Source organism: Reichenbachiella agariperforans (assembly GCF_900142205.1).
Lineage (GTDB): Bacteria > Bacteroidota > Bacteroidia > Cytophagales > Cyclobacteriaceae > Reichenbachiella > Reichenbachiella agariperforans.
This window is the reverse complement of the sequence record NZ_FRAA01000001.1, coordinates 1,573,769-1,595,310: the sequence shown is the minus strand read 5'-3', so window position 1 is coordinate 1,595,310 and position 21,542 is coordinate 1,573,769. Positions and strand designations below refer to the sequence as shown.

Annotated in this window: 22 protein-coding genes; 12 read left to right on the top strand and 10 right to left on the bottom strand. The window is 44.1% G+C overall.

From position 1 onward, the window contains the following. From BUB99_RS06275 to BUB99_RS06255, 5 genes are all read left to right on the top strand, one after another. Nucleotides 1–1,265: HYR domain-containing protein (locus BUB99_RS06275; RefSeq protein WP_139280911.1), on the top strand; the 1,265-nt coding region annotated here is incomplete at its 5' end. Nucleotides 1,266–1,538: 273 nt separating this feature from the next. Further along, nucleotides 1,539–2,637, top strand: a protein-coding gene (gene prfB, locus BUB99_RS06270; RefSeq protein ID WP_139280910.1) for a peptide chain release factor 2 whose coding sequence is annotated in 2 segments (ribosomal slippage) — nt 1,539–1,598 and nt 1,600–2,637 — 1,098 coding nt in all. Because the reading frame shifts where the segments join, the coding sequence is not laid out codon by codon here. Between the two features lie 11 nt (nt 2,638–2,648). Further along, nucleotides 2,649–3,551, top strand: coding sequence for a Ppx/GppA phosphatase family protein (locus tag BUB99_RS06265; protein WP_073120464.1), 903 nt, complete (start codon nt 2,649–2,651; stop codon nt 3,549–3,551). A 2-nt stretch (nt 3,552–3,553) separates the two neighbouring features. After that, the gene (locus BUB99_RS06260) at nt 3,554–4,885 is read left to right on the top strand and encodes a YihY/virulence factor BrkB family protein (RefSeq protein WP_084190383.1); all 1,332 of its coding nucleotides are present in this window, start codon (nt 3,554–3,556) and stop codon (nt 4,883–4,885) included. Between the two features lie 100 nt (nt 4,886–4,985). Beyond that, nucleotides 4,986–5,516, top strand: a complete 531-nt coding sequence (locus tag BUB99_RS06255) for an inorganic diphosphatase (RefSeq protein WP_073120461.1) — start codon at nt 4,986–4,988, stop codon at nt 5,514–5,516. A 2-nt stretch (nt 5,517–5,518) separates the two neighbouring features. On the opposite strand, the gene BUB99_RS06250 is transcribed toward BUB99_RS06255, so the two are convergent. From BUB99_RS06250 to BUB99_RS06215, 8 genes are all read right to left on the bottom strand, one after another. Next, nucleotides 5,519–6,028 carry a PaaI family thioesterase gene (locus BUB99_RS06250; RefSeq protein ID WP_073120459.1) on the bottom strand — a complete coding sequence of 170 codons (510 nt, stop codon included), beginning with the start codon at nt 6,026–6,028 and terminating at the stop codon, nt 5,519–5,521. A 50-nt stretch (nt 6,029–6,078) separates the two neighbouring features. Beyond that, the gene (locus BUB99_RS06245) at nt 6,079–6,711 is read right to left on the bottom strand and encodes a DUF502 domain-containing protein (protein ID WP_073120457.1); all 633 of its coding nucleotides are present in this window, start codon (nt 6,709–6,711) and stop codon (nt 6,079–6,081) included. A 336-nt stretch (nt 6,712–7,047) separates the two neighbouring features. Next, complete coding sequence (locus tag BUB99_RS06240; protein WP_073120455.1) at nt 7,048–7,836, bottom strand: helical backbone metal receptor; 789 nt, start codon at nt 7,834–7,836, stop codon at nt 7,048–7,050. 155 nt (nt 7,837–7,991) lie between these two features. Continuing rightward, nucleotides 7,992–8,948 (bottom strand): signal recognition particle-docking protein FtsY, encoded by a 957-nt coding sequence (gene ftsY, locus BUB99_RS06235; RefSeq protein ID WP_073120453.1) that lies wholly within the window; start codon nt 8,946–8,948, stop codon nt 7,992–7,994. A 176-nt stretch (nt 8,949–9,124) separates the two neighbouring features. Beyond that, a complete protein-coding gene (locus BUB99_RS06230; RefSeq protein WP_073120451.1) occupies nt 9,125–9,277 on the bottom strand; it encodes a DUF4295 family protein in 153 nt (50 codons plus the stop codon). 2 nt (nt 9,278–9,279) lie between these two features. Next, nucleotides 9,280–9,462 (bottom strand): 50S ribosomal protein L33, encoded by a 183-nt coding sequence (gene rpmG, locus BUB99_RS06225; RefSeq protein ID WP_073120449.1) that lies wholly within the window; start codon nt 9,460–9,462, stop codon nt 9,280–9,282. Between the two features lie 12 nt (nt 9,463–9,474). Continuing rightward, nucleotides 9,475–9,714 (bottom strand): 50S ribosomal protein L28, encoded by a 240-nt coding sequence (gene rpmB / locus BUB99_RS06220; protein ID WP_073120447.1) that lies wholly within the window; start codon nt 9,712–9,714, stop codon nt 9,475–9,477. Nucleotides 9,715–9,829: 115 nt separating this feature from the next. Continuing rightward, nucleotides 9,830–10,174 (bottom strand): translation initiation factor, encoded by a 345-nt coding sequence (locus BUB99_RS06215; RefSeq protein WP_073120445.1) that lies wholly within the window; start codon nt 10,172–10,174, stop codon nt 9,830–9,832. A gap of 441 nt (nt 10,175–10,615) precedes the next feature. Here BUB99_RS06215 and BUB99_RS06210 point away from each other — a divergent pair, with 441 nt between their 5' ends. The 7 genes from BUB99_RS06210 (at nt 10,616) to BUB99_RS06180 (ending at nt 18,485) form a co-directional block, all read left to right on the top strand. Then, a complete protein-coding gene (locus tag BUB99_RS06210; protein WP_073120443.1) occupies nt 10,616–12,631 on the top strand; it encodes an alpha amylase C-terminal domain-containing protein in 2,016 nt (671 codons plus the stop codon). A 48-nt stretch (nt 12,632–12,679) separates the two neighbouring features. After that, the gene (locus BUB99_RS06205; RefSeq protein WP_073120442.1) at nt 12,680–13,555 is read left to right on the top strand and encodes a pirin family protein; all 876 of its coding nucleotides are present in this window, start codon (nt 12,680–12,682) and stop codon (nt 13,553–13,555) included. 92 nt (nt 13,556–13,647) lie between these two features. Continuing rightward, nucleotides 13,648–14,304, top strand: a complete 657-nt coding sequence (locus tag BUB99_RS06200) for a response regulator (protein ID WP_073120440.1) — start codon at nt 13,648–13,650, stop codon at nt 14,302–14,304. 155 nt (nt 14,305–14,459) lie between these two features. Next, a complete protein-coding gene (locus tag BUB99_RS06195; protein ID WP_073120438.1) occupies nt 14,460–15,776 on the top strand; it encodes a gluconate:H+ symporter in 1,317 nt (438 codons plus the stop codon). Then, complete coding sequence (locus BUB99_RS06190; RefSeq protein WP_073120437.1) at nt 15,777–16,235, top strand: RidA family protein; 459 nt, start codon at nt 15,777–15,779, stop codon at nt 16,233–16,235. Further along, nucleotides 16,232–17,344 carry a D-TA family PLP-dependent enzyme gene (locus tag BUB99_RS06185; protein WP_084190382.1) on the top strand — a complete coding sequence of 371 codons (1,113 nt, stop codon included), beginning with the start codon at nt 16,232–16,234 and terminating at the stop codon, nt 17,342–17,344. Before BUB99_RS06190 ends, BUB99_RS06185 begins: the two co-directional genes overlap by 4 nt. Nucleotides 17,345–17,408: 64 nt before the next feature. After that, a complete protein-coding gene (locus BUB99_RS06180; RefSeq protein WP_073120434.1) occupies nt 17,409–18,485 on the top strand; it encodes a dipeptidase in 1,077 nt (358 codons plus the stop codon). Nucleotides 18,486–18,506: 21 nt separating this feature from the next. Here the strand turns inward: BUB99_RS06180 and BUB99_RS06175 are convergent, their stop codons facing one another. Both BUB99_RS06175 and BUB99_RS06170 read right to left on the bottom strand, forming a co-directional pair. Continuing rightward, nucleotides 18,507–20,492, bottom strand: a complete 1,986-nt coding sequence (locus tag BUB99_RS06175; protein WP_073120433.1) for a tetratricopeptide repeat-containing sensor histidine kinase — start codon at nt 20,490–20,492, stop codon at nt 18,507–18,509. Nucleotides 20,493–20,738: 246 nt separating this feature from the next. After that, nucleotides 20,739–21,518 (bottom strand): hypothetical protein, encoded by a 780-nt coding sequence (locus BUB99_RS06170; protein ID WP_073120431.1) that lies wholly within the window; start codon nt 21,516–21,518, stop codon nt 20,739–20,741. Nucleotides 21,519–21,542 lie beyond the last annotated feature (24 nt).

Genomic DNA, 21,542 nt, shown 5'->3' with positions numbered 1-21,542 from the left:
TGACCGCCACAGATGGCGCAGGCAATACAGAAACTTGTACTTTCAGTGTCATTCCAGCTGACAACACGAAACCTACGATCGCATGTCCTTCGGATCAGAATGTGAGTTTCGATACGAGCTGTGAGTACACATTGTTGGATTACACGACTATGGCAACCGCCGCTGACAATTGCGGAACTGCTACGATCACACAATCCCCAGCCGTTGGGACAGTGATCACTGCGAGCCAAGTCATTACACTGACCGCCACAGATGGCGCAGGCAACACAGAGACTTGTACCTTCAACGTGCTCCCAGCCGACAACACGAAACCTACGATCACATGTCCTTCGGATCAAAACGTGAGTTTCGACACGAACTGTGAGTATACGCTGCTCGATTACACGACTATGGCAACTGCCACTGACAATTGCGGAACTGCTACGATCACACAATCCCCAGCAGTAGGTACAGTGATTACTGCGAACCAGGTGGTCACACTGACGGCTACAGATGGCGCAGGCAACACAGAGACTTGCACGTTTAGTGTGATCCCAGCTGATAACACCAAACCTACGATCACATGTCCTTCGGATGTGGAAAGTTGTGAGGAGATTATAACTTTCGAGGAGCCTACTGCTACTGATAATTGTCAAGTGTTATCGGTTACTCAAACGGCTGGTATAGCGAGTGGGGAGGTTTTTCCTGTAGGAGTGACGACCAATGAGTATATCGTTACCGATGCGAGTGGAAACACTTCTACTTGTGCTTTCACTGTCACAAGGCATCCTGTTGTCAAGGTAGATGCAGGAGCTGATGTTACGATTAATGCTGGTTTCTTTCACCGCCTAGTCTCTAGTGCAGCTGAAGCGACGCTATTCGAATGGTCACCTTCCGAAGGCTTGGATGATCCTTTTGATTTGACCACTGTCGCTCAACCTACGCGAACGACTACTTACACGCTATTGGCGACCAGTGACACAGGGTGCTCGGCTAGCGATGAGATCACCATCACGGTGAATGAACAAATAGAAGTCAATAATTTCATGAGTCCGAACTCAGATGGGAAGAATGATTTTTGGGAGATCAAAGGCAATTGGCTACTAGACGGTTGTTATGTAACGATCTATAACAGTAGGGGGGTGGTGCTATTTGAATCCTCTGGTTACAACAACGACTGGGATGGAACGGATCATGGTAAGTCCTTGCCACAGGGCGTCTACTACTATACGATCTCTTGCCCTGATAAAAACACGCAAAAAGGGAAGATAACATTGATGAAATAAATAGGTGATGAATAGAAGTAAACCTTAAGTGCCTAGTCTTTTATGATGGACTAGGTGCTGAGGTCTACCTCTTTTAGCCATTTTAAAAACGGCGTGTTTGAATTTTGTTACAGTGCTATTTTGAGAGGAGGCAACTGACAGCTTAGAAAAGCAATACTCCATACTTGTTCTTATCTTTTATGTCTGAACTAATCCGTATTGAATTCCAGTTAAGTTGTGCTATGTCGGGGACACTGTATAAATTTGGAGTCTCATTTTAGAAAAACACAGAGAATGACTGGAGATCAATTGAAGGAATTAACGGCCCGAGTGACAGCACTTCGGGGCTATCTTTGACTATGATGTCAAAGTAAAAGAAGTAGAGGAAGAAGAGACGATTACTATGCAGGCGGATTTTTGGAATGATCCCAAAGAAGCCGAAGGGATCCTCAAACAAATCAAAGCTAAAAAAGTCTGGACAGATGGATATGAAAGCGTCAATACACTGAAAGAAGATGTAGAGACGCTTTATGAGTTTTATGAAGCCGATGAGGTAGAGATGTCCGAAGTAGACGCGGCGTACAAAAAGGCAATCACTGCATTAGAGGATCTCGAATTTAAGCGTATGCTGAGTGGAGAGGAAGATCAACTCGGGGCAGTGATGGAGATTAACCCAGGTGCTGGCGGAACTGAGAGTCAAGATTGGGCAGAGATTATCCATAGGATGTATATCATGTGGGGAGAGAAAAATGGGTTCAAAGTCCGACAACTCAACTACCAAGCCGGTGAAACGGCTGGGCTTAAATCGGCGACCATCGAGTTTGATGGGCAGTTTGGCTATGGCTATTTGAAATCTGAAATTGGCGTACATCGTCTGGTGCGAATCTCACCTTTTGATTCGGGGGGGAGACGTCATACTTCTTTCGTATCGGTGTATGTGTATCCTATCGTTGATGACTCTATCGAGATAGAAATCAACCCAGGAGATATAGAGTTTCATACCTCACGATCAGGTGGGGCTGGTGGTCAGAATGTCAACAAAGTCGAGACGAAAGTACAGCTGACGCATAAGCCGTCAGGAATCGTGATCGTCTGTCAAATCGAACGTTCGCAACTGGCCAACAAGGAGCACGCAATGCGTATGCTCAAGTCACAGCTTTATCAAAAAGAGGTTGAGAAGCGAAACGCCAAGAGAGACGAGATAGAAAGTACCAAGATGAAGATCGATTTTGGTAGTCAGATCCGAAACTACGTTCTACATCCCTACAAACTGATCAAAGATGCACGAACGGGCGTAGAAAGAACAGACGTGCAAAACGTGCTAGATGGGGATTTAAATGACTATATTAAAGCTTTCTTAATGGAACAAACTGCTAGTTCGGAGGCAGAGTAAAACTTCAGTATATGAAATTTGCAGCAATAGATATCGGATCCAATGGTGTGCGTTTTCAGGTGACCAATGTGATTCGGTATGGTGACGAGACCACATTCAAGCGTTTACATTTTATGCGTTTCCCACTCAGGTTGGGAGCGGATGTGTTCGAGGGACATCATACGCTCAGTGAGGAGACGATGGAGCGTTTTGTGAAGTTGATGACCGCATATAAAGCTATCGTAGATTTATATAACGTTGATGAGTGTTTTGCCTGTGCGACTTCTGCGATGCGGGAGGCAAAAAATGGCAAGGAACTCATCCAGCGTGTGAAGGATGCCTGTGGTTTGGAGATTAAAATTATCTCTGGTGCCATGGAAGCGGACATGATCAACAAGGTCATCGCGTTTCACCTCACCGACAAAAATAACGTGCATATCGATGTGGGTGGAGGTAGTACCGAACTGATCCTTTACCAGAAAAAGGAAAAAGTTGCTGCAAAATCATTTAACCTCGGGTCTGTTCGATCACTCAAGACTGCTGAGAAGAAGGATATGTGGGACAAGATGAACAAGTGGGTCAAAGATCACTTGCCAGATCATGAAGATATCGTCGCGCTAGGTACAGGAGGTAACATTAAAAAGCTCTCCGAACTGATCAATGGCGTCAAGGGGGGAGTCGTACAGCTCGATCAACTCATCGCCATGCGAACCAAACTCCTAAATATGGACTATGAGGAGCGAATGAATAAATTGAAGTTGAATGCCGATAGAGCGGATGTGATTATTCCTGCGTCGAGCATTTATATCAATGCCATGCAGCAGGCAGGGGCCACCGAAATCATCGTACCCAATGTGGGACTAAAGGATGGGATCATGACTTATTTATATGAGAAGAATGTCTCTAAAATGGGTAAGTTCCAATACAACAACTAATCATGAAAAGGCTTAAAGTTCAACTGCAACGATCGCGGGACTTTATGAATACGGACATCTGGAAGTCTACTGATGAGGTAGGATTCGTCGCGTTTAGAAATAAGGTACTACGCATCATCATGATCGTGATAGCCGAAATCAAAAAGGACAACATTGCGATTAAGGCGTCTGCCACGACTTATCTCAGTCTGTTGTCTATCGTTCCCTTGATGGCGATTGTACTCGGTGTGTCCAAAGGCTTTGGGCTGGAGGGCGTGATCGAGGAGGAGTTGGATCGTTTGTTCCTCGGGCAGGATGTGGTCAAGGAGGCCATATTAGGTTTTGCACAGGAGATGCTCAACAATACCAAAGGAGGCGTGATCGTCGGCGTTTCCGTCATCGTTTTGTTCTTTACGGTCATGAGACTGCTGCATAACCTAGAGGAGGTGTTTAATGATATATGGGGCAAGCAGCGATCTAGAAATTTGATTCGGAAGTTTACGGACTATCTGGCTCTACTGATTTTTGCTCCGATACTGGTGATTCTTTCTGGTGGCGTTACCATTTTTATAGAGAATAAAATTAGGTCTTTTAGTCGAATCAGTGAGTTGGAGGATCTGCTCACGCCAGTTGCAGCATTCTTTGTGCAGTTGTCTCCATTTGTGTTGATATGGCTATTGTTTACACTGATCTATATCATCATGCCCAATGTCAAGGTAACCTTCAAGAGTGGGGTCATAGCAGGTATGATTGCAGGGACACTGTTCCAGTTAGCGCAGTGGGGTTTTATCAATTTCTCTTTCTTGATGGGTGGTTATGGTGCAGTGTACGGAGGTTTGGCCGTATTGCCCGTCTTTTTCTTTTTTACGCAGCTTAGTTGGACGATTGTCTTTATAGGAGGAGAGTTATCTTATGCGATACAAAATGAGAAGGAGTTTATTCCAGAGGAAAGAAAGATACAGTTTAGCTATTCGGAAAAAAGAAAAATAGCCATTACCGTCATGATGGCCATTGTTAAGGCATTTGAGTCGGGTGAACCACCCTATACCAAAATGCTATTATGTAAGAAATTAGAAATTCCACACCGCTTTATCTCCAATGCCGTCAACCGACTGGTCAACGCTGGGATGCTAACCAAAAGCCTACATGACGAGGAGTCTCATCATGTGTACTTGCCTTCTAGAGATATCAATAAGATCGATATCGACTATGTCATCAATCGACTGGAGAATGTAGGAGTCGAAGGGCTCTACGATCAGAAGATCAGCGAAGTAGGAGTGGTCGAGGAGTACATGAAGAAACTCAAAGAAGAACAACGTAAATCCAAAAATAATAAGCTGCTCAAGGATCTGTAACAGTCTAAAAGTCGCAACCTGTCTGTCATTTCTAGTAGGATATGTGTGGCTTTTGAATCTAAGTACTAACTTTGCGCCGCAATCAATAAAACTAAATTTTATGGCAAACCCCTGGCATGATGTCCGAATAGGACAAGGAGCACCAGAAGTGGTAACAGGTATCGTAGAAATACCAACGAATACTAGAGCAAAATACGAATTAGATAAGGAGAGTGGTCTGTTGATGTTAGATAGAGTATTGTACTCTTCGATCAACTATCCGGCCAATTATGGGTTCATCCCACGTACATACTGTGACGATGGTGATCCACTAGATATCTTGATCATGTCTCAGATCGAAGTGGTGCCGATGTGTATCGTACAGGCCAATGTGATCGGTGTGATGAGAATGCTCGACGAAGGAGAGGCTGATGACAAGATCATCGCAGTAGCGTCTAATGACATGAGTGTCAATCACTACAGTGATATTTCAGAGTTGCCCCCACACTTTGTGAAAGAGCTAAGAAGCTTCTTCGAAGATTATAAAAAACTGGAAAATAAATCGGTACAAGTGGAAGAGTTCCAAAACAAGGAAGTAGCGATGCAAATCGTCAATCAAAGTATCGAGGATTATCAGGCAAAGTTTGGCTGAACTTAATCTAGCCTTTTGAAATTCCAAGAAAAGTGGAACACTGATACCAGTGTTCCACTTTTTGTTTTCCCCTCTACACGAGCAGATACCGTCACGGATTCTGTGCTTTTTTTGGCTTGTTCTACTCCTGCGAGCATTTTTTGTGCATCGGCACAGGTGAAGTAGATTCTTTCTTTGGCCTGTTTTAGGAACTCCGCCTTATTCTCCACAATGATAGTTAGTATTTTAGGCTTTACACCTTGTGTAGCGGTCAGTGCGAGTACACCTGTCGACAGTTCTGCTGCCATTCCTTGTACTGCAAAATACATAGATCCAAATGGGTTTTGGTTGAGCCAGCGGTGCTTGACTGTGGTCACCGCTTGGTCTTCGTTGATTTCGATGACTTTCATGCCGCTGAGCCAGCCCATGGGGAGTTTGGCGATGAGGAATAGCCTGAGTTTCCAAGAACTCGTAAACTGCCTGCTAAACTTTCGCTGGCGATCTGTGAATGAGAGTCGGGGCGTGTTGTTCATAGGATCAATATAAGCAAATCAGAGGATACTCCTGTAGCCCTGATATGGCTTTAGTCATTGGTTTTGTCAAACATGCCTGCATGGACCTTTCCTTGTAGGATTTTGTGAGAGCCTTGTCCCAGTTTTTTGGATATTTTCATGGCGTTGGCTTCTGAGATATTGATTTTTTTGAGTCGTTCGTTTTTAACGAGCATCACTTCTCCAGATAGTGGGCTAGGTGCTCCGGGTAAAAACACGGCGCTAAGGTCATCATCGATTCGATCCATCAAAAAACCAATCTGCCAAGCCTCTTCCATGTCGACGAGTACTACTTCGTTTCGTTTGTCAGATTCTAGCCCTGCGAGGGTTTCGGTCATGCCTTTGATCAATGAATAGCCCGGTATGACGGACTGGAGTTTTTGTTCTAGCCAGTTTTTTCGTTTGTTGATGCGTCGAGATTTGGCTAGCAGTCCTGCCAAGAAGCAAAGCAATAGGAGCAGAAAGAAAGCCAGTATGCGGTTGAGCGTGATGCCTCCGATGTGTTCTATAGGGATGAAGTCCGAGATAGGGGAGACCAATGTGCGGAAGATGACTAGTGCTTTTTCGAATAAGAAGATCAGGACACCAAAGGGAACGATCAACAAGAAACCACCGATCACTGTGGTTTTTACAAATTCTAAAATGTCTTTGATGAGTTGTTTCATTTTTAAAGGCTAGCTACTTTTTTTCTATAGGTTTGTACTATGTGTCAAAGTTTCCTTTGATGTTTATTGGTGAAGATAATGTTTCGGGTTCTAAATAGCCAAAACTACCCTGTGACCTATGAGGATGGGAGGGAGTGCCATTCGGAGATTGAAGACTAACGTGTTAGTAGAGGAGTTTATGACTACTATCCAATCGACTAGATTTTGTTTTATATGGTGACATAGCTTGGGTGTTTACCATTATCTGTAGCGAAAGAATGGTGCAGAATATTGCATATGCTGTTGCCGATCATAAAATGAGTTGGCTACTTGTCTGTTTTTGTTGCAAATTCAGACCTATGACGGTCGAGTAATCCTATTGATCAAACGGCTAAAATAAGCTACACTCAGACGCAGACGACTCCCATACCAGCTAAACATCTCACCGTCCACGAGTAGCACTTGGCTATCTGGCAACAAGGTTTGAATACGCTCAGCATGCTGGTCGCCAAAAGGAAAAGGCTCAGAAGAGAGCATCACTACTTCAGGTCTCAACGCAACGATCTCCTCGTCCGTCAAGATAGGGTAGCGATTAGCGGTCACGACATTCTCGTATCCACAGCGCTGCAACATATCATCTATAAAAGTATCACGGCCAACAGTCATCCATGGATTTTGCCAGATGAGGTAGAGTACACGCTGTAACTTGGTCTGAGGGAGAGACTGGAAAGAGGTTTGAATCTCATCTGCCAACGATACTGCACGTGACAGACTCCCTGTAGCTTCGCCAACAGTTCGAATCATCTCAAGCGCCTCCGACAGATCATTGATATCACTCACCCAGACAGGGTAGTGTGGTATCAAGGTTTCCACATCTTCTCTCGTATTTTCTTCCTTATTGGCTAAGATGAGATCAGGGGCTAGTGACGCAATTACATCATGCTTGAGCTGTTTTGTACCTCCTATTCGCGTTTTGGTCTTCCTCCACGATTCAGGGTGTATACAAAATTTCGTAATTCCCACCACCCGATCTCCCACCCCGAGATCATATAGCAACTCCGTCAGCGAAGGTACTAGGCTGATAATCCGCTGAGGCAATTCAGGAAGGGTTACAGTTCGATCTAATTGATCTTTGTATTGAGGCATGGAGAAGTTAAGTATATTTTGTGCTCTATAAGTTATCACTTGACGTAAGTGAAATAGACAAGCATAAATAGAGAAATCACCTTTTTCAATACAAAACATACTGTCAGAACAGTCCTTAATTTTATATCATCCTAAGAAACCACTCAAGGTAAAGCTTAAATCTTCTTGAAAAACGAATCGACGAATTCAACTTTGTTGAAGACCTGGAGGTCATCGATTCCTTCACCTACTCCTATGTATTTAACAGGGATTTTGAATTGATCTGAGATTCCGATAACTACTCCACCTTTGGCAGTGCCATCGAGTTTTGTGATCGCTAGCGCGCTCACATCAGTAGCTTTAGTAAACTCCTGAGCCTGTATAAAAGCATTTTGGCCTGTACTCCCATCTAATACAAGCATGATTTCATGTGGTGCTTCTGGTACGAACTTCTGAATCACCTTTTTAATCTTTGTCAGCTCATTCATCAGATTGACTTTGGTATGTAGCCTACCCGCTGTATCGATGATCACGATATCCACCTGCTCATCCACAGCACGCTTCACTGCGTCGAATGCTACTGCAGATGGGTCTGTATTCATCCCATGAGACACGACTGGCACGCCAACTCGATCACCCCACAGGATCAACTGATCGACAGCTGCTGCACGAAAAGTATCCGCAGCACCTAGGATCACACTTTTACCCGCTTTCTTAAATTGAGCCGAGAGCTTTCCTATCGTCGTAGTTTTTCCCACACCATTGACCCCTACCACTAGAAGTACATAAGGCTTCTTGTCCGTAGGTAGCGAAAAGTCTGTGCCATCCGTAGTATTATTTTCTTCAAGTAACCCTGCGATCTCCTCCCTCAAAATCACATTGAGCTGATCCGTATTCAGATATTTATCTTTGGCTACACGTGCTTCGATACGTTCGATGATTTTGACTGTAGTATCCACACCTACATCTGAGGTGATGAGCACCTCTTCTAGTTCATCTAATACGTCATCATCGACGCTTGATCGCCCTGCGACAGCTTTTCCAAGTTTGTTAAAGAAACTTTCCTTTGATTTCTCCAAGCCCTTGTCTAGGCTTTCCTTTTTGTCCTTAGAAAATATTTTGAATAAACTCATGATGGATATATTAATCGGGTCTGATCAAAAATAAACGGAATATTGCAAACAAAGGTCATGACGAGATACATCAAACTCACATTTGAAGCAAATACATGATTTTTCATCAAAAATCCGAAAACAAAAAAAGTCTCCTGAATCAACAGGAGACTTCCATTCTAATATTTTAGAATCGTTTATTTAGAAGAGAGTACTTCTTTTACTCTATCTTCTGTCACGATCTCTTCACGGAAAGAATAAGCACCAGTCTTAGTCTTTACAGCTTTGATCACTTTGGCGAATTTTACTCCGTCCTTTTTCTTCAGCGTTGCAACTACCTTCTTAGCCATCGTTATTTAATTTCCTTGTGAACAGTATATTTCTTCAAAACAGCGTTGAATTTTTTCAACTCCATTCTATCAGGAGTGTTCTTCCTGTTTTTCGTAGTGATGTACCTAGAAGTACCCGGCTGACCACTTTGTTTGTGCTCCGTGCATTCTAATATTACTTGTACTCTATTACCTTTCTTAGCCATCTTAATCTAATATTATAGTACGATGTTACCTTTATCTTGGGCCTTTTTCAATACAGCAGATATTCCGTGCTTATTGATGGTCTTCAATGCAGTAGAAGATACTTTCAAAGTTACCCACTTATCCTCTTCAGGGATATAAAATCTCTTCTTGAAAAGATTTGGAAGGAACTTTCTCTTCGTTCTGTTATTCGCATGGGAAACGTTGTTTCCTGTTCTTGGCCTCTTACCAGTTATTTGACAAACTCTTGACATGATTTCTCGTCTTTTATCGATCCTGAAAAAAATCGGAGTGCAAATATAGGTTTCTTTTTAGAAAAACCATAGTCATAACGTAAAAAGTCACGGGTTTTTGCACCTAATTTCAATTCTAAATTTTCCTTGCTTTATATCCTTCTTTCTCCAAGATTTGAACCACCTTGTCTCGGAGATCGCCTTGGATGATGATCTCTCGATCTTTCACATTGCCTCCTACCCCACATTTTGACTTGACCAGTTTGCCCAGTTCTTTGAGATCTCCAGTCATCCCCACGAATCCTGTAACTAAGGTCACTTGCTTTCCCCCCCTGTTCTTTTTGTCCAACAGGACTCTCAATTGTTGATCTTGCTTGGCCAATGTCTCTTCCTCTAGTTCTTCGTTTTCAGTATAATCAAAGCTATCCTCGGTAGAATAAACAACGCCGATTCGATTCTTGAAATTATTTTTCTTCGCCATATTAGATTGTATTGAAGAGTGCAAAGAAAACAATAATGAACCGAGTGTACGCCTTGCCCTCGGAAAAATGCGCTTAATTCGTGAATAAAATGTGATTCATCGTATATACCACGTACGACTATTCTTTTATGACTCCACATGGTTAAAAGGTTATCTCTGATAAATACCTGAGCATCCTTTTCAACTAAAAAGGTGAAAATACTTGATACTAAACTACAGCTAGTAGTGCTTTCATTTTACAACAATACTTCCTCGTCAGAGCATAAAAGTGTCGTTAAAATGCAGGGTTTGCACTGGACTGGTTACGGTAGTAGCATTGTGTAAAAGATATTGGATCAGATGTTTCGATTCACGAGGGATCAATCATATCTTGTATGGATAAAGCAGTGGTGATATATCATTTGCTATCTATGAGAAAATAAAGACTAGCGTACATCTTCTATGAAAAAAGAAATTGGTTTAGTAGCAGACGATGGGTGGCTCAAGCCCTACGAAGCAGATATTATACAAAGATATGACTTTTATCGCAATCGTCTAGAGAAGATAGAGAAAGGCCATGGTTCACTAGAGTCTTTTGCATCGGGCGATAGCTACTATGGGTTCAATTATGACAAGAAGGCCAAAGGCTGGTGGTATCGCGAGTGGGCACCAGCTGCAGATGGGCTTGCGCTGATCGGTGATTTCAACGACTGGGATGCTGAACTCCACCCATTGACGCAAGATGAACATGGTACTTGGGGGGTGTTTGTAGCGGATCATTCCGAACACCCACTGATGCATGAATCCCTGCTCAAGGTCAAGGTGCAAAATGGTTTTCAAGACCGAGACAGACTGCCTGCATATATCAAGCGGGCAGTGCAAGATGAGAAAACCTATGATTTCAAAGGGCAGATATGGGCTCCCAAGAAAAAATTTAAATGGTCCGACAAGAAATTTAGCCCAAAGGCTATTACTAACCCTGTCATCTACGAATGTCATATCGGAATGGCGCAAGAGAAAGAAGGCGTAGGAACTTACGTCGAGTTTGCCGATGAAGTGCTCCCACGTGTCGCCAAGCTCGGGTACAACTGTCTGCAAATGATGGCGATCCAAGAGCATCCATATTATGGGTCATTTGGGTATCACGTGTCCAATTTCTTTGCTCCTACGTCACGTTTTGGGACTCCAGAAGATCTAAAATACCTGATAGATAAAGCACACGGTCTAGGAATAGCAGTTATCATGGATGCTGTCTATTCACATGCAGTGAAGAACATTGCTGAGGGACTCAATGATTTCGACGGGTCGGATAACCAGTATTTCCATAAGGGAGGTAGAGGTTACCATACGGGGTGGGACTCCAAGCTCTTTGACTATTCTCGCACCGAAGTATTACAGTTTTTACTATCCAGTGTACGGTATTGGATCGAAGAGTTTCATTTTGATGGTTTTCGATTCGACGGAGTGACGTCTATGCTTTATCATCACCATGGAGAGGGAGTGGCTTTTGATCACTATGACAAGTACTTCAAGGATATGGTGGATTGGGACGCTATCTGTTTTTTGCAACTCGCCAATACGCTAACCCATGAGCTGAAACCAGGCGCGATCAATATCGCTGAGGACATGAGTGGCATGCCAGGTATGTGTCGATCTGTAGAAGATGGTGGAATAGGTTTTGACTACAGACTGGGAATGGGTATTCCTGACTATTGGATCAAAACCCTGAAACACAAAGCAGACGAGGAGTGGGATATATACGAGATGTGGGATGTGCTCAACAATCGCCGCTACAAAGAAAAAACAATCGCCTATGCCGAGTCGCATGACCAGGCTTTGGTAGGAGACAAGACTTTAGCTTTTTGGCTGATGGATAAGGAGATGTACTGGCACATGTCCAAGGGAGATGCGAATCCCGTGATAGATCGTGGGATGGCACTGCACAAGATGCTTAGGCTTTTTACAGGAGCATTAGGTGGCGAAGGGTATTTGACCTTTATAGGGAATGAATTTGGCCATCCCGAGTGGATAGATTTTCCTCGTGAAGGTAATGGCTGGAGTTATAAATATGCTCGTAGACAGTGGTCTCTGGTCGATAATGAACAATTGAAATATCAACAGCTCAATGATTTTGATGGAGCTATGATTCATTTGCTCAAAAGGTATCAAGTATTGTCCGCTCAGCCTGCACAGCAGCTCAATATGGATGGAACCAATCAGGTCATCGTTTTTGAACGCAATAATTTGATCTTCGTTTTCAATTTTAGCACGTCTAGTTCTGTGGCTGACTATCAATTTTTTATCAATCAGACAGGGACTTTTCAGATCGTACTGGATAGTGATGACACTGCGTTTGGTGGACATGCGAGGTGTGATGCCAGTGTGTTTCATACTACTGTAGAAGTGGAAGGGAGGCCGCAGCTGAGTCTGTACACTCCATGTAGATCCGTGCAGGTATATGCTAAGTCAGATCAATAGTTAAATCGTGGAGTTAAGTTTTTTGAAAACAACTAGAACATCTATAACATGGCAAACAATAAGCTTTTAGTCGATGAGCGTCAGGCCGATTTGGGGAAATTCATGGTTGGGCGATTGCTGCCCTTTCGTAAAAAAAGACAAGTAGGCCCATTTACTTTTATAGATCACATGGGACCCGCCCAAATGGGCAATGGTATTTATATAGATGTAGACCAGCATCCGCATATTGGGCTGAGTACATTGACCTATCTTTTCGAAGGATCGATAGAGCATAGTGATAGCGTAGGTAGTAAGCAGATAATTGGCCCAGGGGATGTGGGATTCATGACAGCTGGACGTGGCGTGACGCATACCGAACGGACACCTCAGAGTGAAAGAGGTACAGGTATAATAACAATGCACGGTTATCAGATTTGGGTCGCCTTACCTAAGGATAAGGAGGAAATGGAACCACGTTTCGATTTCTACCCTAGTACAGAACTACCAAAGTGGAAATCTGGAGGACTTACTTTTAAATTAGCTGCAGGCAACGCTTTTGGGAAATCCGCTCCCCTGCAAGGCTATTCGCCGTTATTTATGGTGGACATATATGCAGAGGAGGCTACTAAGCTAGACCTACGAGATCAACTGGTCGGTGAAGTAGCGTTTGTGATTGTAAAAGGATCAATCACAGACCAAGATGAAAAAGTGGAGGCAGGCCAAATGCTGATCAGCAAGACCAACGAGGCATGCGAGATAAGTCTAGAAAAAGACACTCAACTTTTGTTGTTTGGTGGAGAGCCCTTGCCAGAAGAACGCTACCTATTATGGAATTTTGTATCTCATAGTAAAGAAAGATTGCATCAAGCGAAGGCGGATTGGAAGAGTATGGTATTTCCTAAAGTAGCGAATGATGATAGCTACATTCCATTCCCTGGAGAATAAGCGGTACTGCTAGATCATCAGGGCTGGCACGGATCATAAACTACAGCTAGCAGGGGATGGCGTTCAGTGGAAGGTAAAAGTATTTTTACTTCATGGGTATATCTTCTTACTTAGGATTTTCTAATCCTTCGATTCGTGTTTATTTAGTAGACGACCACCTTATGATGTTGGATGGTGTGTCCAAATTGATAGGTGAACTTGATGGTTATGAGGTGGTAGGTAGAGCCACGGAGATGGTAGCAGCGATTGTTGATCTCCGCGTGACGGATGTGGATTTGCTGGTTACAGATTTTCAATTGCCCGACGGAGACGGCTTGGCACTGATCCGACGTGTCAAAAAGCATAAGCCCAACCTTAAAGTGATTATGCTAAGTATGTACGATGAAGCACATCTGGTCAAGGAAATCTTAAAAGAAGGAGTAGATGCCTATGTGCTCAAACGCGACTCACATCATGAGTTGGTTCATGCGCTTTCGGAAGTCAGAGCAGGTAAGAAATATATGAGCGACGATATCAATCGTATGATATTGCTTTCGCTCCACGAAGATAGGGAGCCCAAAAGCCTGACAGACCGAGAACGTGAGATTCTACGGTTGGTAGCGCAGGAGTACACCAACAAGATGATAGCAGAAGCCTTATTCATCAGTGAACGAACAGTCGAGACCCATCGCAAAAATATCTTCCGAAAGACCCGAACAAGTTCTTTGGTAGGGCTGATCAAATACGCTTATTCCAATAATCTTATTTAGTTCATTATCGATTCAGAAAGCAGTTTGATGAAATAAATAGCTACGCAATTCGGGAAGAAAGCCCCTGCTAATCGTCTCCCCAAAACGGCTGTTCAGCGATTTTTTTTTATCGTTCGGATTAAATTGAGTTTTTTCATCATATAAACTTATATCTCATGCCGTTAGTTGTTGCCTTGATAGGGATCGCTGTATTGCTCCTGTTGATTATTGTTTTTCGTCTCAATGCTTTTATATCCTTTGTGATTGTCTCCCTCGTCGTAGGGTTAGGGCAAGGTATGCCACTCGATCAAGTCGCCTCTTCCATTCAGGCTGGGATAGGAAATACGCTCGGGTTTTTAATTATCATTTTGGGATTTGGAGCCATGCTGGGCAAACTGGTAGCTGATAGTGGTGCAGCACAGCGTATTACGACTTCTTTGGTTGACTTGTTTGGTGTCAAAAATATCCAATGGGCGCTTGTACTGACAGGGTTTATCGTCGGGATTCCGATGTTTTATTCTGTTGGTTTTGTGATTTTGGTACCGTTGGTATTTGCTGTAGCGCAGACCACTCGTTTGCCATTATTGTATGTAGGGCTGCCGATGTTGGCCTCACTCTCTGTGACCCATGGCTACCTGCCACCGCACCCTGCACCTTCTGCTATTGCGGTTATGTTTGATGCTGATTTGGGGCTGACATTGATCTATGGAGTGGTCGCAGCTATCCCAGCCATCATCTTGGCTGGCCCTTTGTTCTCTCGTACCTTGAAGCGTATCAACCCTACACCTCCCAAAGATATTTTTGACCTGACACCTATTCCAGAAGAAGAACTACCAAGTCTATGGATCAGTATTGTGACGGCACTTTTTCCTTTGGTTTTGATTGGCTCATCAGCTGTACTTCAGCTTTTGTTACCTGAAGGCAATACGCTTCGATTGATCTCCTCCTACTGGGGCAATCCACTGTTAGCGATGTTGCTGTCTGTCCTAGTAGCAATCTATACGCTAGGGATACAGAGAGGGAAATCAATGGATGATGTAATGAAATCCCTCGTTCAAGCGGTCTCTGGTATCACGATGATCCTGTTGATCATCGGGGGAGCAGGTGCATTGAAGCAGACATTGACCGATAGTGGTGTGAGCGAGTATATCGGTGAAATTCTCAAAGGCTCCTCTTTGTCTCCATTACTACTGGCGTGGTGTATCGCTGCGGCGATTCGGGTGAGCGTAGGTTCGGCTACAGTGGCAGGACTGACCACTGCTGGGATCATTCTACCTATACTGAGTACTACTACGGTCTCGGGAGAGCTGATGGTGCTCGCCATCGGGTCTGGCAGCTTAATGTTTTCGCATGTCAATGACAGTGGCTTTTGGATGTTCAAAGAATATTTTAACCTCACGATGAAAGAAACCCTCTCAACCTGGACTGTAATGGAGACGATTGTTTCTGTGACGGGGTTGGTTAGTGTCTTGATTTTACAGAATTTTATATAGATGGATTTAAAACAAAGAATAGAAGAGATGGGCTTGGTTTTGCCTCCCGCTCCACCACCTGGTGGTGTATATGTCCCACTAGTGATCGTAGACAAAATGCTCTATGTGTCGGGTCACGGCCCTTGTCTGACAGACGGGACGTTGATCAAAGGAAAAGTAGGGAGTGCGCTGGATAAAGATGCAGCCAAAGAAGCGGCACGGCAAGTAGGACTCACGATGTTGGCTACCTTGATCGAACATCTCGACCCTGCCTATCGCATCAAGCGTACGATCAAGGTATTGGGGATGGTCAACAGCGAACCGGATTTCTTTGACCAACCTTATGTGATGAACGGCTTTAGCGAACTCATGGCAGAGGTATTTGGTCGTGCCAATGGGCTGGGTGCGCGAAGTGCAGTGGGTATGATTTTGCCCGGTAATATCCCCGTAGAGGTAGAGGCGATTTTTGAATTAGAATGAACGAAAATATGCAGTGGTATCAGATCACCAATGAAGAGGCGTGTAGCTCCCCTGCACTGGTAGTGTATCTCGATCGGATCAAAGCCAATATAGCGAAGATGATTCAGATCGCTGGAGGTACGCACCGACTGAGACCTCATGTCAAAACCCACAAAATGGCTGAAGTAGTGAAACTTCAGCTCGATATGGAGATTACCCAATTCAAGTGCGCGACTTTGTCAGAACTAGAGATGTGTCTAGGGGCAGGTACTCCGGATGTCTTACTAGCTTACTCGCTGACAGGACCTAATGTCAGCCGTTATTTTGACTTAGTGGATCAATACCCAGAGGCAAGTCTCTCTACCATTGTTGACAATGAGACTAGCTTCAAAGGGCTTGCCGAAGAGGCTGCTCTTCGCCAGAGTCCAATCAGACTTTATTTAGATATCAACAATGGAATGAACCGAACGGGTATTGTGCCTGGTCCTGGCGCAGAGGCACTGTATCAATTGATGTATGATCATTCATTTGTAGAGCCGATGGGGTTTCATGTGTATGATGGGCACATCCACGAGACCGAGCTGGGATTACGGACGGATGCATGTCATCGAGATTTTGAACCTGTCTTGCAGATGAAACAAGCACTAGAGCGGTCGGGGTATTTGGTTCCGAACATCGTTGCTGGTGGTACTCCCACTTTTCCTATTCATGCTGTTCATACAGATCGCATACTTAGCCCTGGGACACCTTTGCTGTGGGATGGGGGCTATGACAAGGCCTTTCCTGATTTAGATTTTTTACCTGCTGCGGTTTTGTTGTCTAGGGTAGTGAGTCGACCGCTTGTCGATCGGTGCTGTTTGGATTTGGGACACAAAGCAGTTGCCTCTGAAATGGTGCACCCACGTATTTACTTATTAGGGCAAACTCCTCATGAGACACTCATGCACAGCGAAGAGCATTTGGTATTGACAGATCCAGAATGTAGTATGACTATAGGGCAAGCTGTCTATGCGATCCCAACGCATATCTGCCCTACGGTGGCATTACATGATCAGGTTTATATAGTAGAGAACAATAGCGTCATCGGACAGTGGGCTGTGACTGCTCGGTCGAGATGGAATACGTTATAGCTATTTGATTCCTCACATTAGAAATACAGATAAGTAACTGGCTCAAACAAAAAAACAATCTCAGATGAAGAAGCAATCTTTAATATTTGATGCACATCTAGACCTATCGATGAACGCCATGGAGTGGAATCGTGATCTTCGATGGACGGTAGAGGAGATCAGAAAAAGCGAGCATGGAATGACCGATAAGCCCGACCGTGGGCGAGGAACTGTTTCTTTTCCAGAGATGAGAAAAGGAAATGTGGGACTCTGTGTGGCTACTCAGATCGCTCGCTATGTCAAACCAAAAAGTACCCTGCCAGGGTGGAACTCGTCAGAACAAGCCTGGTCACAAACTCAGGGACAACTGGCATGGTACAAAGCTATGGAAGAATCAGGCGAGATGGTACAAATCAAAGACTTGGCAGGGCTAGAGGCTCATCTGAACCTGTGGGAAGCGCCTGATGATAGAACTCCCATTGGTTATATTCTAAGTTTAGAAGGAGCAGATTCTATTTGCACCATAGACCACTTGGAGCGCGCCTATGCTCAGGGTCTCCGTGCTATTGGACCAGCGCATTATGGCCCAGGTACCTATGCACAAGGTACAGATGCTACGGGAGGATTAGGAGAGAAAGGCCGTGCTTTGATCAAAGAAATCGATCGTCTAGGGATGATATTGGATGCGACACATCTTTGTGATGACAGCTTTTGGGAGGTCATGGATAACTTTAGTGGCCATGTATGGGCGAGTCATAACAACTGCCGTTCGCTCGTTCCTCACAATCGCCAGTTCTCGGATGAGCAACTCAAGGAACTCATCAGCCGTGGAGCTGTCATCGGCGCAGCATTGGATGCTTGGATGATGGTGCCTGACTGGAAACGTGGAGTCTCCACCCCTGTGGAAATGAATGTTAGTTTGGAAACGATGGTGGATCACATCGATCATATCTGTCAGTTGGCAGGGAGTGCTCAGCATGTAGCTATAGGGACTGATCTGGACGGTGCCTTCGGTACAGAGCAAGGGCCAAAGGATCTTGACACCATAGCCGATCTGCAAAAAATGCCTAGCATTTTGCAGTCTAGAGGGTATACGGAGACGGATATTAATGGCATCCTGAGCCAAAATTGGATTGATTTTCTAAGGAAAGCATGGGCTTAGTGCTGCTCCGTTTCATATCAGCTATGAGTTGATAGCATAGGGTGATTCGGACAAATCTTCTGTAGAGATGAAATACCACCGAGGTATGGCTACAGTAAAGGTATTGCCCCTACGCCCAGACTGCGTGTCTAAGTCTAGAGACCCGATGATGAAGGCTACCCTAGATTGGATGTTTTTCCACCCATAACCTTTTCCACTAATGAGTAATTTTTGGTCAAACCCCATTCCGTTATCTTCTATCATGAGGAGGACTTCTTCTTCATCTTGGATGATCTGTAGGGTGATGTTTTTTGCATCCGAGTATTTGATGATGTTGTTGATCCACTCTTGTGCAATGCGGTAGAGTGCGACCGATTTTTCATGAGCGGGAAAGTTCTCTCCACCGTGTATTAGGACTTCTATTTGCAAATCACCAATGGAGTTGACACGCAGAGCGAACTCCTGTAGTGCATTGACCAAACCATGTGCTGTGAGAGACTGAGGCATGAGGTCGAAGCAAATATTTTTAAGCTCCTTGTACATGTCTCCAAGAATATCGTTGCACAGTTCATAGGTTTTGGTGCGCTCGGAGTATTCAATATTGGGAGCTTTTTGTAATCGATCTATAGACAAGTTCATGACCGATATGAGTTGCCCCATGTTGTCATGCAGGTCTTTGGCAAAGCGACTTCTTTCTTGCTCTTGGCTATTGAGTGCTGCGGTGATTTGATCTTTTTTGGCTTTGTTTTCCGTTTCAGACAGCCTCGCTTGTTCTTTTAGTTTGGACTTCTTTTTTTGTTGCCAGACAATGAATAGGATGAGGAGGGTTCCTCCGGTCAGTATGATCAGTAAATAGCGGTTGGTTTTGAGCTGAGCATTTTTGATTTCAAGTTCTGCCTTTTGTAGTGCGATCTCTTGTTCCTTTTCTTTCACTTTAAACTTGGTCTCCAGTGCTGCAATTTGGTTCGACTTTTCGGAGTTGAGGAGGCTGTCTGATAGCGCCATGATTTGTTTCATGGTTTGTAGCGCAGCACTTGGATTGTTTAGGTTCTCTTGGGCTATTGCTAAAAGCTCAAGAGCATCTTTCATCGTCGGCCGTAGCTGAAATCTCTCGGTGATCTCGATGGCTTCACGAGCATATGCCGCTGCGGTGCGGTAGTCTCCTAGATCTACAGATACACTGGAGAGATTGACCAAAGCACTCGTCAGTCCCTCATCATCCTCGACCTGTTTACTAAGCTTCGCTGATTCGTGAAAGTAGTCTTTAGCCCTTTCGTAGTTCTTTAGCGCTTGATAGGTCATCCCTAGATTAGAATAGGAAATCGATAGCGAACTCCAATCCTGATGCTTTTCAAATATGGCGATCGATTGATTCAGTTCCGCGATAGATTGGTCATAGTGCTGTAGGTGGTAGCTCAGTCCTCCTATGGTTTGCAGCGACTGACCGATCAACGTACTGTCTCCGATTTGGTAGCGGATAGCAAATGCCTTTTGGGCATATTCCATGCTGGTCTTGTATTCGTGCATATCGAGGTAGACCAGAGCAATGTTGTGAATGGGGTTGGACTGGGCATACAGATTGTCACCGAATTCAGCTTCTGAGAGGGATCGATGAAATGCATGAACCGCATCGTCGTAGTTGCCGATGCGTTGGTTGATGAGTCCGAGCAGGTTGTAGATGCTTGCTTGTCCATAGTGGTTTTCGACGGACTCATATTTGGCTAATGCTTGTTGGCTTTGATCTATGGCTAAGGGGTAGTCATTGATCAGATAGTTGATCATGGCTTTGTAGTAGATCACATCAGCTGTGATTTTAGGGGATACATTTTGGGCCAGTATCGCGGCAGAGTCGAGATACAGCATGCTTTTTCTCGGATCTGAGTATTTCAATTGCCATGCTTCACCTTGCAGAGATTTGATGGTAATGGAATCCTGTTGTTGTGTGGGAGAGAGTGATTTGGGTTGTGCGAATACAAGCTGCGGTGCAAGTGAGACACATGTCAGTAGTAGTATCGTTAGGTTTTTCATCTGAATGCGAATAGAAACTTAATGATAGTAAGAATCTATTAAAACGGGCATTGTCTCTACCAGAATGAATAAGGGATCCTAAAAGCAAGCCCCCCGAAACAACGGATGCTTCAGGGGGCTATAGTCAGTCACTAACTAGACTGATAAACCTAAACCATTTTCAATTGCTTTTTCGCCGTACACTTTAGGTCTAAAATGTACGGCGAAATGCTGGTTTCAGATCTATCAGCATTATGCGAGAATTGGTTAATTAGATAGGTAATTAGTGAAGTCTATGTTGCCATAGTTACAGTTTGAGTTGTTTTCTGGTCGGAGTACCATGAGGAATACGTGATCTTCATATACACTATTGTCGACAAATAGATATTCTCCTCCGTCTTCGTTGAGCTCCATACCGTCATTAGACTCTTCGTTGTTCATCGGGTGCCATGTGCTGCGGATTCTGTCTGAGTGATCTTCTAGGCTAATTGCAGGTCCTAAAACTTCAATATTAGGAAAGTACAGTTCTAGGCAGTTATTGCCACCTGCCTCTGTCAGAAAAGTTAGGAATGAACATTTGAGTTGTGCAGTGGCGAGGTGAGGGAATACATCCTCTGCTGGATCTGGATTGGCGACAGGTGGAACCACTCGAATCGAGATCACTTCCTCTTTCTCTATATATGTGGTGTCATAGATGACTTCATAATTGTACGTTTTGAATTGCTCATAGAGCTCTTCCTGAAAAGGGTTCATATTGTTTGTACTCACGGAGATGAGGTCTGTCAGATCAAAGTGATCAGATTCAGAGGTTATCATGACTTCTTTGAAATAGTCTCTGGCAGGTTCATCGTCGATGATACTGCGTGTGATCAGAAAGCTGGTCATGTACATGAACTCTTGTGAAATTTCATTGAGTTCTGTTTCGCTAGTGTACTCTTCTAGTGACGGACTATTGATGGTTTGGTTGAGTACAGGATCGATCAATTGATCTCCGCATGAGAATTGCATCCCTGCGGCGATTAGTAGGATAAATGGGTATATTTTCATGGTTTTTGATTTTAAGTCAGGCTA

Excerpts from the sequence above, each read along its gene's own strand:
- BUB99_RS06215 (WP_073120445.1), bottom strand. The coding sequence starts at position 10,174 with ATGGCGAAGAAAAATAATTTCAAGAATCGAATCGGCGTTGTTTATTCT.
- BUB99_RS06255 (WP_073120461.1), top strand. The coding sequence starts at position 4,986 with ATGGCAAACCCCTGGCATGATGTCCGAATAGGACAAGGAGCACCAGAA.
- BUB99_RS06180 (WP_073120434.1), top strand. The coding sequence starts at position 17,409 with ATGAAGAAGCAATCTTTAATATTTGATGCACATCTAGACCTATCGATG.
- BUB99_RS06250 (WP_073120459.1), bottom strand. The coding sequence starts at position 6,028 with ATGAACAACACGCCCCGACTCTCATTCACAGATCGCCAGCGAAAGTTT.
- BUB99_RS06240 (WP_073120455.1), bottom strand. The coding sequence starts at position 7,836 with ATGCCTCAATACAAAGATCAATTAGATCGAACTGTAACCCTTCCTGAA.
- BUB99_RS06210 (WP_073120443.1), top strand. The coding sequence starts at position 10,616 with ATGAAAAAAGAAATTGGTTTAGTAGCAGACGATGGGTGGCTCAAGCCC.
- BUB99_RS06175 (WP_073120433.1), bottom strand. The coding sequence starts at position 20,492 with ATGAAAAACCTAACGATACTACTACTGACATGTGTCTCACTTGCACCG.
- BUB99_RS06245 (WP_073120457.1), bottom strand. The coding sequence starts at position 6,711 with ATGAAACAACTCATCAAAGACATTTTAGAATTTGTAAAAACCACAGTG.
- BUB99_RS06170 (WP_073120431.1), bottom strand. The coding sequence starts at position 21,518 with ATGAAAATATACCCATTTATCCTACTAATCGCCGCAGGGATGCAATTC.
- BUB99_RS06265 (WP_073120464.1), top strand. The coding sequence starts at position 2,649 with ATGAAATTTGCAGCAATAGATATCGGATCCAATGGTGTGCGTTTTCAG.
- BUB99_RS06205 (WP_073120442.1), top strand. The coding sequence starts at position 12,680 with ATGGCAAACAATAAGCTTTTAGTCGATGAGCGTCAGGCCGATTTGGGG.
- rpmB (WP_073120447.1), bottom strand. The coding sequence starts at position 9,714 with ATGTCAAGAGTTTGTCAAATAACTGGTAAGAGGCCAAGAACAGGAAAC.
- BUB99_RS06200 (WP_073120440.1), top strand. The coding sequence starts at position 13,648 with ATGGGTATATCTTCTTACTTAGGATTTTCTAATCCTTCGATTCGTGTT.
- BUB99_RS06260 (WP_084190383.1), top strand. The coding sequence starts at position 3,554 with ATGAAAAGGCTTAAAGTTCAACTGCAACGATCGCGGGACTTTATGAAT.
- BUB99_RS06230 (WP_073120451.1), bottom strand. The coding sequence starts at position 9,277 with ATGGCTAAGAAGGTAGTTGCAACGCTGAAGAAAAAGGACGGAGTAAAA.
- BUB99_RS06190 (WP_073120437.1), top strand. The coding sequence starts at position 15,777 with ATGGATTTAAAACAAAGAATAGAAGAGATGGGCTTGGTTTTGCCTCCC.
- BUB99_RS06185 (WP_084190382.1), top strand. The coding sequence starts at position 16,232 with ATGAACGAAAATATGCAGTGGTATCAGATCACCAATGAAGAGGCGTGT.
- ftsY (WP_073120453.1), bottom strand. The coding sequence starts at position 8,948 with ATGAGTTTATTCAAAATATTTTCTAAGGACAAAAAGGAAAGCCTAGAC.
- rpmG (WP_073120449.1), bottom strand. The coding sequence starts at position 9,462 with ATGGCTAAGAAAGGTAATAGAGTACAAGTAATATTAGAATGCACGGAG.
- BUB99_RS06195 (WP_073120438.1), top strand. The coding sequence starts at position 14,460 with ATGCCGTTAGTTGTTGCCTTGATAGGGATCGCTGTATTGCTCCTGTTG.